This window comes from Streptomyces sp. BK79, from assembly GCF_044142145.1.
Classification (GTDB): domain Bacteria; phylum Actinomycetota; class Actinomycetes; order Streptomycetales; family Streptomycetaceae; genus Streptomyces.
This window is the reverse complement of record NZ_JBHVOC010000034.1, coordinates 1-13889: the sequence shown is the minus strand read 5'-3', so window position 1 is coordinate 13889 and position 13889 is coordinate 1. Positions and strand designations below refer to the sequence as shown.

The 13889-nt window shown below is 67.8% G+C and carries 7 protein-coding genes and 1 pseudogene; 5 read left to right on the top strand and 3 right to left on the bottom strand.

Features of this window, described 5'->3' with window-relative positions:
- Positions 1-358 precede the first annotated feature (358 nt).
- Positions 359-729 (top strand): annotated as a pseudogene (locus ACFIF2_RS32625) (Ku protein); the annotation flags it as partial.
- 195 nt (positions 730-924) lie between these two features.
- Here the strand turns inward: ACFIF2_RS32625 and ACFIF2_RS32620 are convergent.
- Both ACFIF2_RS32620 and ACFIF2_RS32615 read right to left on the bottom strand, forming a co-directional pair.
- Positions 925-4167 (bottom strand): tetratricopeptide repeat protein, encoded by a 3243-nt coding sequence (locus ACFIF2_RS32620; RefSeq protein WP_395576888.1) that lies wholly within the window; start codon positions 4165-4167, stop codon positions 925-927.
- Positions 4168-4177: 10 nt separating this feature from the next.
- Entirely contained in the window at positions 4178-4984 is an 807-nt protein-coding gene (locus ACFIF2_RS32615) for a hypothetical protein (RefSeq protein ID WP_388091327.1), read from the bottom strand.
- Between the two features lie 110 nt (positions 4985-5094).
- Between ACFIF2_RS32615 and ACFIF2_RS32610 the strand changes: the two genes are divergently transcribed.
- The 4 genes from ACFIF2_RS32610 to ACFIF2_RS32595 all read left to right on the top strand — a co-directional run bounded on the left by ACFIF2_RS32610 (position 5095) and on the right by ACFIF2_RS32595 (position 10511).
- On the top strand, positions 5095-5820 hold the full coding sequence (locus tag ACFIF2_RS32610) for a hypothetical protein (protein WP_046248943.1): 726 nt from the start codon (positions 5095-5097) through the stop codon (positions 5818-5820).
- A 601-nt stretch (positions 5821-6421) separates the two neighbouring features.
- The gene (locus ACFIF2_RS32605) at positions 6422-7024 is read left to right on the top strand and encodes a sigma-70 family RNA polymerase sigma factor (protein WP_395576933.1); all 603 of its coding nucleotides are present in this window, start codon (positions 6422-6424) and stop codon (positions 7022-7024) included.
- Positions 7021-7686 (top strand): hypothetical protein, encoded by a 666-nt coding sequence (locus tag ACFIF2_RS32600; RefSeq protein ID WP_395576887.1) that lies wholly within the window; start codon positions 7021-7023, stop codon positions 7684-7686. The genes ACFIF2_RS32605 and ACFIF2_RS32600 overlap by 4 nt, the downstream gene beginning before the upstream one ends.
- A gap of 1121 nt (positions 7687-8807) precedes the next feature.
- Entirely contained in the window at positions 8808-10511 is a 1704-nt protein-coding gene (locus ACFIF2_RS32595; protein ID WP_395576886.1) for a hypothetical protein, read from the top strand.
- Positions 10512-10739: 228 nt separating this feature from the next.
- Here ACFIF2_RS32595 and ACFIF2_RS32590 read toward each other — a convergent pair whose 3' ends face one another.
- On the bottom strand, positions 10740-13262 hold the full coding sequence (locus ACFIF2_RS32590; RefSeq protein WP_395576885.1) for a Helicase associated domain protein: 2523 nt from the start codon (positions 13260-13262) through the stop codon (positions 10740-10742).
- Between the last annotated feature and the right edge of the window lie 627 nt (positions 13263-13889).

Sequence of the window (13889 nt, the reverse complement as noted above, 5' to 3'; positions counted from 1 at the left end):
GCCAGCGTAGCTCACCGCGTCCGAGGAGACTTTATCCGGGCCTGCTCGACGATCTCCCTACAGGACAGGCACAGCGGCCCTCCACCCGGGCCGTACCGCTGGCAGCAGCTTTGACAGCGCGCGCAATACCCCACCTGGTCCACCGTGCAGCCCAGCCGTGCGGCCGCCGCGTACGGCGTCTCGGGAGTTGCAGGGGTAGCCCCGCCCACAGAGCACGTGGCGCCTGACACCAGCGGAGCTGGACTGCGCGCCGCGGTTCGCCGGTCATCCGGCCGCGAACCGCATTCCTGGTTGAGGTGCTGCTCCGTTGGGCCTGACATAGCCTGGACGTGCTCGGGGCTGTCCCGGAGGTATCCCCATGCCCCGCACCATCTGGTCCGGCGCCATCTCCTTTGGCCTGGTCACGGTGCCGATCCACGTCGTCAGCGCCACCGAGGACCACTCGACCAAGTTTCACTTGTATCACCAGTCGGACATGGGCCGCGTTCGTACCCGCAAGATCTGTGAGCTGGAGGACCGCGAGGTGTCCCGTCGGAGATCGGCAAGGGTTACCTGCTCACCGAGGAGCGGGTCGTCCCGGTGACGGATGAGGAGCTGCGGGAGTTGCCGTTGCCGACGGCGAAGGCGATCGAGATCGTGGCGTTCGTGCCGCTGGAGTCCGTGGATCCGATCCGGATCGGCGACGGCTACTACCTCCACCCCGACGGCCAGGTCGCCGCGAAGCCCTGGCGGGGCAGGGCTTCATCAGGGCCGGGGGCCAGGCCATTGGGCCGACGGTGCCTGGCGGGTTGCCTCGCGGCCGTGATCGTGGCCGCGCTCGTCCAGAGCGCCGGCGACGACCCGGTACGGCAACACCGAGGAAGCCTGCCATCGCACCGCCGCCGTTCTGTCCGGCCGATCGACCCGGGATCCCGTGAACGATCGTTATCCGAAGTTCTGCGCCTGCTTCTGCCAGTGGTTGAGACTTCGCCGAACCCTTTGCACGTCGGGGTGGTCGAAGCCAAGCAGTCGCGTCATGTGGTCCGAGAGGTCGGCGAGTGCTTGGACGGCTCCGGCCGCATCCCCCGCTTCGGCTCGCGAGGAGGCGAGGTTGTATCGGGTGCTGAGGGTGTCGGGGTGGTCGGGGCCGAGTATCCGTAGTTGGTCGGGCAGCAGGTCGGTGAATGCTTGGACAGCTCGGGCCGCATCCCCTGCTTGTCCTCGCCAATAGGCGATGTTGTACCGGGTGCTGAGGGTGGTGCGGTGGTCGGGCCCGAGTACCTGTAGTTGGTCGTGCAGGAGGTCGGTGAGTGCCTGGACGGCTGCGGCCGCATCCCCTGCTTCTCCCCGCCGGCAGGCGATGTTGTTTCGGGTGGTGAGGGTGTCGGGGTGGTCGGGGCCGAGTATTCGTAGTTGGTCGTGCAGGAGGTCGGTGAGTGCCTGGACGGCTGCGGCCGCATCCCCTGCCTCCCCTCGCCAGTAGGCGATGTCGTTTCGGGTGGTGAGGGTGTCGGGGTGGTCGGGGCCGAGTATTCGTAGTTGGTCGTGCAGGAGGTCGGTGAGTGCCTGGACGGCTGCGGCCGCATCCCCTGCTTCTCCCTGGCAAGAGGCGAGGTTGCTCCGGGTGGTGAGGGTGTCGGGGTGGTCGGGGCCGAGTATTCGTAGTTGGTCGTGCAGGAGGTCGGTGAATGCCTGTGCCGCTCCGGCCGCATCCCCTACCTTTCGCTGCGAAAAGGCGAGGTTGTTTCGGGTGCTGAGAGTATCAGGGTGGTCGGCGCCGAATACCCGCGTCATATGGTCCAAGAGGTCGGCGCATTCCTGCATGGATCCGGCCATGTCCCCTGCCTTTCCTCGCCAGAAGGCGAGGTTGTTTCGGGTGGTGAGGGTTTGGGGGTGGTCGGGACCGAGGACTCGTAGTTGGTCGTGCAGGAGGTCGGCGAACGCTTGGACGGTTCCGGCCACGTCCCCTGCTTCTCCCCGCGAGGAGGCGAGGTTGTTCCTGGTGCGGAGGGTGCTTGGGTGGTCGGGGCCGAGTATCCGTACCTGGTCGGGCAGTAGGTTGGCCAATTCCTGCACCGCTCCGGCCGCATCCCCTGCTTCTCCTCGCCAGGAGGCGAGGTTGTTCCTGGTGATGAGGGTGTGGGGGTGGTCGGGGCCGAATACCCGCGTCATGCGGGATAGAAGCTCGGCGAGCGCCTGGACGGTTCCGGCCGCATCCCCCGCTTTTCCCCGCCAGAAGGCGAGGTTTTGCCGGGTAGTGAGGGTTTGGGGGTGGTCGGGGCCGAGTACCCGTACTCGGTCGGGCAGTAGGTTGGCCAATTCCTGCACCGCTCCGGCCGCGTCTCCCGCCCTTCCCCGCGAGGAGGCGAGGTTGTGCCGGGTAGTGAGGGTGTGGGGGTGGTCGGGGCCGAGTACCCGCCTCTTGTGGTCCAGGAGATCAGCGAATTCCTCGACGGCCGCAGCTGCGTCCCCTGCACTTACCCGAACGGAAGCGAGGTCCCCCCGGGCGATGAGGGTGTCGGGGTGCTCGGCTCCTAGGTGGCTGTTGGTAGTCGCGACCAAGTGCTCGAAGTGGTCGATCGCGCTGGCTACCTGGCCGGATTGGACGAGGCTGCGACCGAGGCGATACAGCACTGTGTGTGCGCCGGGCCGGTATAGGGCTGCTTCGGCGTGATGGGTAAGGGCGTCGCTATTGGTGCGCAGAGCCTGGCCGAGGCCGGTATCGCGTTCGATCTCGGGCCAGGCCGCGACCAGGGCATCGGCAGCACTGCGCGCGGCCTGGTCGTGCTGGTTGGGAGTGTGCGTGTCGCGGGTGGCGCGCTGGATGAGCCTGTGGACGCGGACGGCCTGGTGTGGAGTCTGCGGTGTGTGGTCGATGAGACTGAGCCGGTCCAGGGCGCGCAGGGCGCCGATTGCTTTGTCGGTAGTGACTGGTGGCGCGGGGCGTTGCCGCCGGCTCGGCCACCACTTCGGGCGCCGCGCCTGCACGGTGCTCGAAGCGGTCCGGTGCAGGTCGAGGTAGGTGAGGGCGGGCAGGCTGGTCAGGACGGACTGGGGGATGCCGTTGGCATCAAGGAGGGAGGCCAGGTGGAGCATGGGTCGGGCCAGGCCGGCGGGGCGCAGTGTGTCGGCGCGGTCGATGGACAGGGACCAGGCGGCGGAGAGTGCGGTGGCTTGTTCGTCGGGCAGGGCGTCGGGGGCGAGGTCGGTGAGGGCCGTGGCGCGGTCGGCCAGCAGATCGCGGTAGGTGGCCGCACTCTCGCCGGAGTCGATGAGGTAGGCGGCGGCCTGGGCCAGGGCCAGGGGCAGGTGCCCGAGGTCGGCGGCGAGAGCGGTGAGCTGGTCGCCGGGCTCGGTGCGGCCGCAGGCATGCAGGACCGAAGTGAGGTAGGCGACTGATTCGGCAGGAGTGAACAGGCCCACCTCGATCCGCCGGCGGCCGTCACCGAACAGCGCGGCGTCGCGGCGGCGGGTGGTGAGCAACACCCGGCCGTACGGGCTGGCGGGAGGCCACAGGCTGTAGCGAGTGCCGGGATCGTCGGGGTGGACGATGAGGTCGCTGGGGTCGGCGACATCGTCCAGGACGATCAGCCACCGGCACGGACGTTGCCCGGGCTTGGGAACCAGCCAGGCCAGAAACTGTTTCGCTGCCCGCTCAGGATCGTCGGGGTCGGCCCGGCACAGCTCGACACCAGCCTGCGCGTATGCGCTCACCACGGCCGACTGGGCGCTCGCGGTAACCCAGACCAGGACATCCAGGTCGCCGTCATTCCACGCGGCGCGGGCGTAGTCGGCGGCGAGTTGGGTCTTGCCGACCCCGCCCATTCCGGTCAGCACCTGGGTGAGGACGGCGGTGCCTCCGCCCTCGACCGCCGTCCGTAGCCGGTCCGCCTCGGCACGGTGCTGGAACGACCTGGCCTCGGAGGGGATCACGCCTACCTGGTGCGGCCAGGCAGCCGGTTCCCGCGGCGCGCGCTGCACAGTCAGCGTGTGAACGTAGCCGCTGATGGCAGTTCCGCCGTTGGTGGCGGTCGCGTCTCCGGTGTGAGACAGGTGGACGGAGGTGGGGGAACCAGGGGTGCTTCCCGGGGCCGGGCCACGATAGCCGGTCACGGCCGGTTCATCGCCGGCGGCCATAGCTCGACCAGTGTCCTCGGCGGTCACTGACGCTTCAGGCTTCTTACTCATGGCGCTGGGCCTAGTTCGAGTAGTCGATGCCGGAGACCGAGTTCGTGCCGCTGGCTTCTCCCGTGCGCTCAGCTGTGGCCGAGCCACGTCCCCGGGCGCCGGGCCGCCGGATGCCGGTGACGCCGCCGCGGCTGGCCTTCCCAGTCCGGGAAGCCTTGTCCGTCGGCCCGGCAGAGGGCGGACGCTGAAACAGGGCCCAGACCAGCGCCGCGATGCCGACGGCAGCCTGAACCGTGGCACCGGCCAGTTGCCCCGCCCCCGGGCTGTCCAGCAGCCAGATCAGCGGGGTGGACAGCACGCCACCCGCCGCCAGCACGATCACCGTGATCTTCCATGCCTGCGACACAGCAGCTCCCCCCTCGCTCCAACACAGCGGTCGCCACGTATTCGACGACCCGTCACTTCGAATTGTCTCGCGCACCTGTCGCCTGAACCAGGAAACGCCGACGTCCGCTTCGTACGGCCCGGCGACACCGAGCGGCCCACCTGGGCGGTGTACGAGGACACCCGCTACCTGGGCACCGTCCACGCTCAGTACGACACCGGCCGACACTGGCACGTGCAGTCGCTCCGGGAACAGCACGCCCGCCTGGACGATGCCATCCGGGCGATGCGTCGGCCCGCCTCCTGGCATGCCGACCACGGACACGCCCGGAGATGGGCCCGCGGCATCCTCGCCGACCGCCGCCTGGTCGTACTGGACGTGCAAACCACCGCGCTCACTGATCCATGGGCCGTACAGGTCAGCCTGACAGACCCCGAAGGCAACGTGCTCCTTGACGAACACCTCAACCCCCTCGCCGGCATTCGACAGCATGCGCGAGATCCAGCGCCTGGGTGCGTTCGGCTGCCGGGCAAGCTGCGGGCGCACTCACCCTCTACGGACGCCAGGGTTCGGTATTCCGGAGACCGTTACGATGCGTGTTCATGACAGAAGACTTGCGTGACGTGTTGCTGGGCCTGGTGGCTGCAGGCATCAGCGCGACGTTGGCATGGATCGCTCGCACGTACCTGTGGCGCGTCAGGCTCCGGCGACGACAGCAGTTCTTGGGGTTGCCGGATGGCTCAGATGCTCTTCTTGTCATCAACCGGCAGGCCGGCGGGAATCCTCAGTCGGTGCAGGACCACGACGTGTACGCCCTCTCGGAACTGTCAGCGCTGGTCAAGGAGTGCGGCGCACGCATCACGTTGGTAACGCATACGTCCGTGAGACAGGGCATTGGCGAGGACACGGAGTTCTGCCTCGGCGGGCCGGTTTCCAACCAACGCATGGCAGCGCACCTGCAGACCCTGCTGCCGGGAGTCAGAGTCAATGCTGGTCTCGACCCCAGTGAGGCCGCTGACCAGTGTGTCTTCCAGATAGGGCAGGAACGGTACCCACTGGAGATCGGGACGAGCGAGTACGTGCTGCTCGCCCGACTCGTTGCACAAGCCGGTGCCCGGCCGGTGTTCCTCTTCTGCGGACAGGTAGCCATCACCAACCAAGCCGCCACCCGCTACCTTGCCCGCCACCTCGAACAGCTCGCTCGGAAGCACAAGAACTCTTCCTTCTGCCTGCTGCTCAAAGTGACCAACTCCGACGCCTACGGCCCAGACATGACCGAGCTCGTGGCTGACGTCACGCACGCCGCTCAAACACCGCTCAGTGCATAGAGCCGTCCAGCAGAACCGTCTGCTTAGGCGAGTCTCTGGCCGCGGGCGCAGGCAGTGTGAGCGGGGCGATGAGGGGGTGGCCTGGCCTGTGCGGCGACCGGAGGGGAAGCGACTCCTCGTCTGGAGGGAGCCGGGCTTCCGTCGTTCCTGCGGTGGTGACGGCCGCGGCTGGTGGTGGCGCCGGGGCAGGGCTCGCTTTTGTGCGCACTCGAACGGGTGAGGGCCGATCGGTTGTGTCAGCAGTCGGCTCGGAGCTGACGGGATCGCTCTGCCCTGCGCCCGGGTAGCTTCGGCGTGCGTGTGAGGTACGCCACGGACGGGACGCCTGTTGACCGGCGCCGTCAGAGGCGGGGGTGCGAAGGTGCAGCTCACAGGGCACGCATCGAACACGTACACCACGAGAGGACTCACGTTCCGCTTACGAAGATGATCTCTGCGTAGTAATTTTCCTGGAGCGGCATGAGTTTCCGTCCCCGAAAATCGACAGGGTGGTGCCAGGGAGGCCAACCAACTGGCTTCCCACGTAGGTCAGTTGGCCTGCGTTCCCAGCGCACCGGTCTTCAACGGAGAGGGCCTGTGCTCGCACCGCCTGGAGGACTACATGGGCAACGGCGACGTCAGCACTGGCGTATCGCCCCAGGACGGCGGCCACGGCCAGCCCGTCCAGGCCCCTCCCGACCTGCCTCTGGACTTCGAGGCCTTCTACCTCGGTCACCAGGAGTTCTTCCACGACTTCGCGGAGATCCACCTCGGCACCCGGCGCGCAGCCGAACAGGTGGTCCACGAGGTGTTCCTGGAAATCCTGAGCGGCTGGGACTCGCTGCTGCAGCAAGGCGACCTGGAGCAGCAGACCCTCGCGGTGCTGCACCGCGGCGTCACCCGTCGGCTGGCGCAGGACGGCCGCCCGCCGGCCTTCCTCATCAACGGGCCCATAGCGCTCAATCTCCAGGCGGTCCGCAACGAGCTCGAACTCAACCAGGCGGCCGGCGGCCTGTACGAGGCGATCCTGGAACTGCCCACCCGCCAGTTCACCGTGATCGCCCTGCGCTACCTGCTGGGCTACCCGACCAAACGCATCGCCCGCTTCATGGGCCTGGACACCCGCACCGTCGACTATCACGGCCGCAAGGGCAAGGAACGCCTCCGCATCCGGCTCGGCCTGCCCGCACCGGAAAGCAAGAACAGGAAGGGGGCAGGACGGTGACCGTCATCGACGACCTCCTGGCCGACGCCCGCATCCCCACCGCACCCCACGACGGCTTCGACGTCGGCGCCGCCCTGCGCCGCCTCGCCACCGACGCGGCCCTCGCCACCGCACCCCACCCGGACACCCTGCGGGCCGCCCAGGCCGGACAGCGCCTGTCGGTGATCTGCCGGTGGATCCTCAACAAGCCCGACGCCGCCGACCACGTCGACCGCCTCGCCCAGGACCCCGACGCAGCCACCGAGGACCAGCTCGACGTCGACGGCGCCCTCGTCTTCGCCTGCCTCCTCCACCTCACCGACCACCACGAGAGCGCCCAGTTCTGGTGGCAGCTCGCCGCCGGCGCCGGACACCGCGCCGCCGCCTACTGCCTGCACCTGCACCACCTCGCCCTCGGCGAGACCCGCGAAGCACGCCACTGGCTCTACGTCGTCACCGACGACGTCATCGACACCGACACCCCCAACGACGTCTTCCTCGCCACCCTCGAAGCGGTCGCCGCCTACGTCCGACGCACCGGCACCAGCAGCGCCAACGCCCCCACCGCCGGCCTGGAGATGGAGATCGACCGCCTGGCCGCCACCGACACCGGCTCCTGCATCATCGTCCAGCGCCCCGACCGGCGCCTGGCCGACCGGCTCCACGACTTCACCCGCCGCTGACCGCGGCCCCTCGCTCACACTGCGGATCCCGGACGCCATCCGAAGCCACTGCTGTGGAGTCTCGCTCACCGTGCGGATGAGGAGTTCGAGGATGACGAGAAAAGCAGATCAGAGACACACCGCAGACAGCACACGTGACGACACTCACACGGTGCGCCATTCGGCACCCTCTGACCTGCGCTGCAACGACGGCGCCGAGTCGTTCGATGTCACTGGATGACGCTCGATGTTGACCCTGGTTGCCTCTGGTTGCCTCCGCACGCGCGGATGCCCCAGTGCGTCGGTGACCGTGGCTACACTCCCTGAGAACGCGCAGAAGGAGCCCTACACCCCAACAGGTTTCCTAGGCCTCTGAGTTGGGAGGGCTCCCTGCGCGGTGTTCCGCACGCCATCAACGAGAGGAACTCCGTATGGACGACAGTAGCGCCAAACGCCGGCGTAAGCACCCACGCCGCCGGGACAGGCCGCGTGCTGCAACCACCACTCACCTGCGCACATGGGTACGCCAACAGGGACGGAACCTCCCGAGAGAATTCCTCCAGGGGGTGGCGTACAAGCTGGGCAGTGGCGCCGTGACGCTGCTGATCCTGTGGTGGCAGACACGTCACTGACAACGCGGTGGGCCCGTCGCATGACGGGCCCACCGACGTCCGCGGCAACCTGCGGTTCGGCCCTGCCTGGCCGTCATGGGAGCTGAGATCCTGCCGAGGGAGGGGACTGGGTCGTCTTCTCATCAGTGCCGACTGCTGCGTTTTCCGCCGGGATGGAGCAGGTCGGCCTTGCGTCGGCACCGGAGTGGGGCGGGCGTCTGGCCCCTGCCTTCTTCCGAGCGCGTAGCCATGTGGCAACTGCTGCTACGGATGCGGTGACGAACTGTGCAGGCAGCTCCGTCAGCATGCCTTGCATGACGATGTCGAGGGCGTGCTGCAGAGAGGGGTTCACCGGATGTCTCCTGCTCGATGTCGTTGATTCCTGGGCTTGGCGACGCCTCCAAGTTCTCCGTTCGTGACAGACCTGGTCCACTTGTTCGGCCTTCGGTCCGGACAAGCTTGGATAAGGTCAGAGCAGTTCGGAGAGAGCCGAGGGGTGACGTGGGCCGACGGACACGCCCGTGGGGGCCGTTGAAGGGGCAGTCTGCCGAGGACAACGCTGCGGCCGCTTTGCTGCGGCAGTGGCTGGACGAAGCCGGCATGCGTATGGATGACATCCGTGACAAGCTGACACCCGAGCACTTCACGGACGGGCGCATTCCTAGTCGTAGTGCATTGTCGGAAAGACTGGCGGGTCTAGCGCTGCGGCAGGATTTTATCGAAGCCATTGCGGATATCTGTTCACCCAACGATGTGCGCAGAAGGCAGCGGCTTGCCGAGGTGCAGGCCACCCGTCTGCAAGCCCGTACGGAGAAGAACGAAGAGTCTGCACCGCCCGATACGCAACTGGTGCTTGTTCAGCAGCGCTCGATAGAGGTATCCGACCGGTTGCTACGGGCACTGGAGCGCCAGCAGCAACTCGAGCGGGAACGCAATGACGCCAACCAGATGGTACTGATCCTGCTGTCCATGGTGGACAAACTGCAACGAGACATCACCAACCTGGCCCGCGAACGCGACCGTCGACGCGTTTCCGATCCTGCCCGTGCGGACCCAACTCAGGTCTATGAACGCTTGGCCAGGACCGAACAACAACGCGACACCGCCGAGACAGAGCTGGCACGGGCCAAGGCTGAACGTCAGAAGGCAGACCAACTCGCGGAAGAGGCTGCTGAGCAGGTCCGTGCACTCACCGAGGAACTGGAACGGTTGCGTGGCGCAACATCCGGCGCCGCTGCCTCGGAGCCGCCCTTTGCAGCACCTGTGATGCAGGAACCCATGAATGCCGGCAGCGACGACATCGATCTCGCCCTCTCGAAAGCAGCCCGACATCTGGATGACCGTGCCGACCGTCTAGATCAGCTCGCCAGCGAGCTACGTCTGGACAACTCAGTGGACAACCCGCTCACCTCGCATGATGTGGCGGACATCCTTCCGGACAAGCCGGTGCCTCCTACGCTGACGCCCGAGGAAGCGGTCGCCGGTATCCGAAACTACGCAGCGTCCGACAACCCCGTCAGAGATGACGTGACCCTTCAGTCGCTGCTCTCACGCATGGCGCATCAGCTTTCCTTCCCCGATGTCCTTCAAACAGCGGCTTTGCTGCGTCGAGAAAAACTCGGCGATCCGGCTTTCGAGTTCGTATCCCAAAAGGTGTTGTCATCGCCACTCGCAGATACGGCGTCGGCGATCGCAGAAATGAGCAGGAAAAGGCGGTTTGCGGACTCACGAATGATTGCCGAGCGGGTCGTGCTACTACGGTCAGCTGCCGATATCGCCGACGTCGCATTACCTCTGCTGACCGACGATCCCGACGCTGGCCTCCACGTCCTGGAAACTGCAGGAGAGCGCTGCTCGCCTGTGGAGCTGCTGAAACTTTTGGCGCGACTGGACAAACGCATGGCTAATCGAGTACTCCACGTAGCTTGCACAAAACGCCCTATGGCCGAGTTACCGCCTATTGAGGCGGCTCTGCGAAACCTACGCCGCGCGGATGCCGAGAAGGTTGCTATGGCATACCGTTTACGGCAGATTCAGGAAGCGGATCCTGCTAATCCAGCCTCCATAACATCCGTGATCTTGGGCAGTGACCAAATAATCCCTGGAAATGTAACTATGTGTCCCTACTGCACTCGTGAAATCCACCTATCAAAGGCACCCTTACTCATGGGCTACGTTCAGTGTCCCAATTGCGGCACCATACTGGGAGACACCGGAAACCCAGTGGCGGACTAATTCACCGACTAACGCTCGGTTACCGAACGGCCCGTCCGGATCGTCTTCCATTCGTCTTCCATGCTCGCCACCAGTTCGCCCGGCGCGCCCCCCGCCAACAGGCGCATCCTGCGCTCGCACCCGATGCGCACCGTCGTACGACGAGACGACTGACCACGCTCCACCCTGGTACGTCGGAGGGCCCCCGACCGCGCCCAGCGGCCGGGGGCCCTCCGACGTACCCACCCCCTACGCCCACCGCATGCCGATGGCGGACAGCTGCTCCATCCGTTCCGGCGTCAGTGTCGCGGCCCGGGAGCGCTGGTTCCCGATCCAGGCGCCCAGCTTGTGCTCCCGTTCCTCCTGGTCCTCGCCGACGATCCGCTCAACCCACTTCCGCGGGACCTGGAGGTGGCCCTCGCGCTCGTAGAACTGCTTGGCGGCCTCGTAGTTCATCGCCCACTTGTCGGCCTGCGTACGGCGCGGGCGCGGCTTCTCGTCCTCGCTCGCGGGTGTGATCCCGAGGACCTGCTCGCACATCCACTGCTGCACGGTGGTGAGCTGGTCCCAGCCGAGCCGGACCGACTGCACCCACCGGCCGAGGTCCTCGCCCTGGCGCACGACGTCGCCCGCCTCGGTGGGCAGCGCCTCACCGGCGTCCAGATGCATCCGTACCAGGTGGAAGCACCGCTGCCACGTCACCGGCCACGAAGGGCACCAGGACGCGTCGATCTCCTCCAGCTGCTCGCGCCGCTCGTCCGACAGCGCCCCGGCCGACGATTCCACCGGGAGCCCCTCGGCACGCCGCTGCTCGATGTCCTGCGCCTTCCTGGCGGCGGCCCGCGCGTTCTTCAGGAAGATGCCCACCCGGTATCCCTGGTAGGTGGCGTCCAGCGGGGCCAGGAGGTGCCCGTGTTCGGCCGCCCACCCGCGCGCGGCGGACAGGCCCTCCTCCCACGCGACGTCGTAGTGCGACCAGATCATGCCGAGTTTCTCCAACTGCGCGACGCGGTCCTCGTCCATGTTGCCGCGGGCGTAGAACCGGCGAGCGTCGGCGGCCCACTGCCCCAGCGGGAACCCTGCGAGCGCGGCCGGCCACCCCTCGCCCTCCGCCTCCTGGTCCTCGACGGCGGGCACCCGGAACGTGAACGGCACCTTCAAGTCGCCGTGCTCGCGTGCGTAGATGACGGCGGCCTCCACGCCGCGCCGCCAGTGCTCGTGCTCGGGGTTGAGGACGCGCAGGTTGATGAACGCCGCGAGGGCGGCCGGGTCGCGGGGCGTGGAGAACTTCAGCAGGGCCTTGGCGGGGGCGCTGACGCCTCCGGAGCCCTCGCCGCTCCCGCCCGTGCTCTTCCCGCTGTCGTCCTTGCTGACGCGCTTGTAGCGGCTCGGTGCCTGCCGCTCCGCGAGGGTCTCCACGATCCGGGCGTCGTGGGCCCGCAGCGCCTCCAGGAGCTTCGCCAGGCCGCCGAACGCCCTGGAGGTGAGCATGTTATCCGCCGTCTCGCCCGGCCCGAGCAGCACGGGCACCACGAGCGAGGCCACCTTGCCCTCGCCTGGCTGCATCCGCAGCGCCCGGCCTACGGCCTGGACCAGGTCCGGCATGGAGCCGCGTACGTCCGCCCAGTACACGGAGTCGCAGTGCTTGGTGTCGACGCCCTCGCCCAGGACCTTCACCGAGCACAGGAAGCACTTCTCCACCACGGTGCCGTCCGTGGCGATCCCGGCCGCGAACTCGCCCAGCAGCCGGCGCCGGTGGAGCGGCTTGTGGTCGCCGCACAGCCAGTCCGCCCAGATCGTCTTCGGGTACAGCTCCGGGTCGGAGGCATGCAGCTGCGCGGCGACGCCCGGAAGGCCGGCCGCGAACGCCTCGGCCTCGCGGACCTGGTGGTGGAACACGAGCGTCCTGCGGAAGCCCTCCTCGGCCGACGCCTTCACCAGGGCGGTCTGGAGCGCGGCGAGCCGGGCCCCGCGGACCTCTGCCGAGCGGCCTTCGGCGCCCAGGAGCTGCGCGGCCTGGAGCGCGGTGTCGGTGACGTCCACGCACACGACCTGGTACGGGGCACAGATTCCCCGGTCGATGGCCTCCGAGAGGGTCAGGGTGAAGCAGCGGCTGCCGAAGGGGCCCTCGGGGTCGTCTTCCATGCTCGCCACCAGCTCGCCCGGGGCGCCGGCCTCGTCCTCGTCCCCGAGCTGCCACAGCCGGGGCGTGGCCGTCATGTAGAGGCGGCGCAGGGACGGGATCTTCTGGTTGTCGTGGACGACCGCCCACGGCTTCCCGATCCGGCCCGAAACGCGGTGGGCTTCGTCCACGACGATCAGGTCCCAGGCCGCGAGGCCCCCGGCGTGCGCCCGCTCCAGCGTGCCCAGACCGAGGCTGGCGTACGTGGCGTACACGGTCACCTTGTCCAGGCCCCGCGTCCACTCCACCAGCTCGTCCACGTCCGTGGTGTTGGGGAAGGACACTTCCTCACCGCGCAGCGAGGACACCCCGATCATCGGCCCCCGGCGGCCTCCCTCGCGCCACGCGGCCTCGGTCTGGGCGAGCAGGTCCAGCGAGGGCACGAGCACCAGCACACGGCCCGCGTGGAGCTCCTCCGCACTGCGGACCGCCACCCGGGTCTTCCCGGACCCGGTCGCCATGATCACCTGCGTTCGAAGCCCCCGCTCGGGCACAAGCGATCTTGCAGGCAATTCGAGGGCGCGCACGACCGCGTCAATGGCTTCTCGCTGGGCTGCCTCGCGCTGATCAGCGCGGTCAGTGCTCGACATATTCGCCTGCCTTCTCCTGCGGTGCCGTCCGGTCGATTCGAGCGGCGGGAAACGGGAAACCTGCACTTAGAGGAGCCGCAAGGGCTACGGTTGGACTGAAGCGATCGGCTGGTCGATCCGCCCCACCGGAGCACCGGCAAGGCGGCCGGGTGGATCTCGATAACCCTTCGGAGCGGTCCGGGGTGGTGTGCTCTGAGTCCAGAGTCTATCTCGCTATCAGAAATGAAGCACAAAGAATGCCGAGATTCCCCCGAACGTGGCTGAAAGCTGTTAGTCTTGCCTTATAGCAAGCCAATCCGAAACCTTGACGCCCCCTCAAACCCACCCGCTCCTCCGGGTGGCCGGCCCCGACCCCGCGTCACCCCTCCTCCCTTTGCTACTGCTCGGGCCGTGAGGCCCGTGGGTGGGCCGCGCGGAGCGTGGCGCGCCCCGTGGTACGGCGGGTGACGTGGGGTCAGGCGGTGGGATGGTGGGTGGCTGGAGCGCAGCGGAGGCCACCGGTCGGCCGGAGGCCGGTCCCGGGCCGCAACGCGGCCCGGGTGCCCTGCGGTTGGCGGTGCGCGCGCAGCGCGTGCCGCCTGGCGGTGAGCGGAGCGAGCCGCATCCGCTCACGCGGAGCGGGAGCGG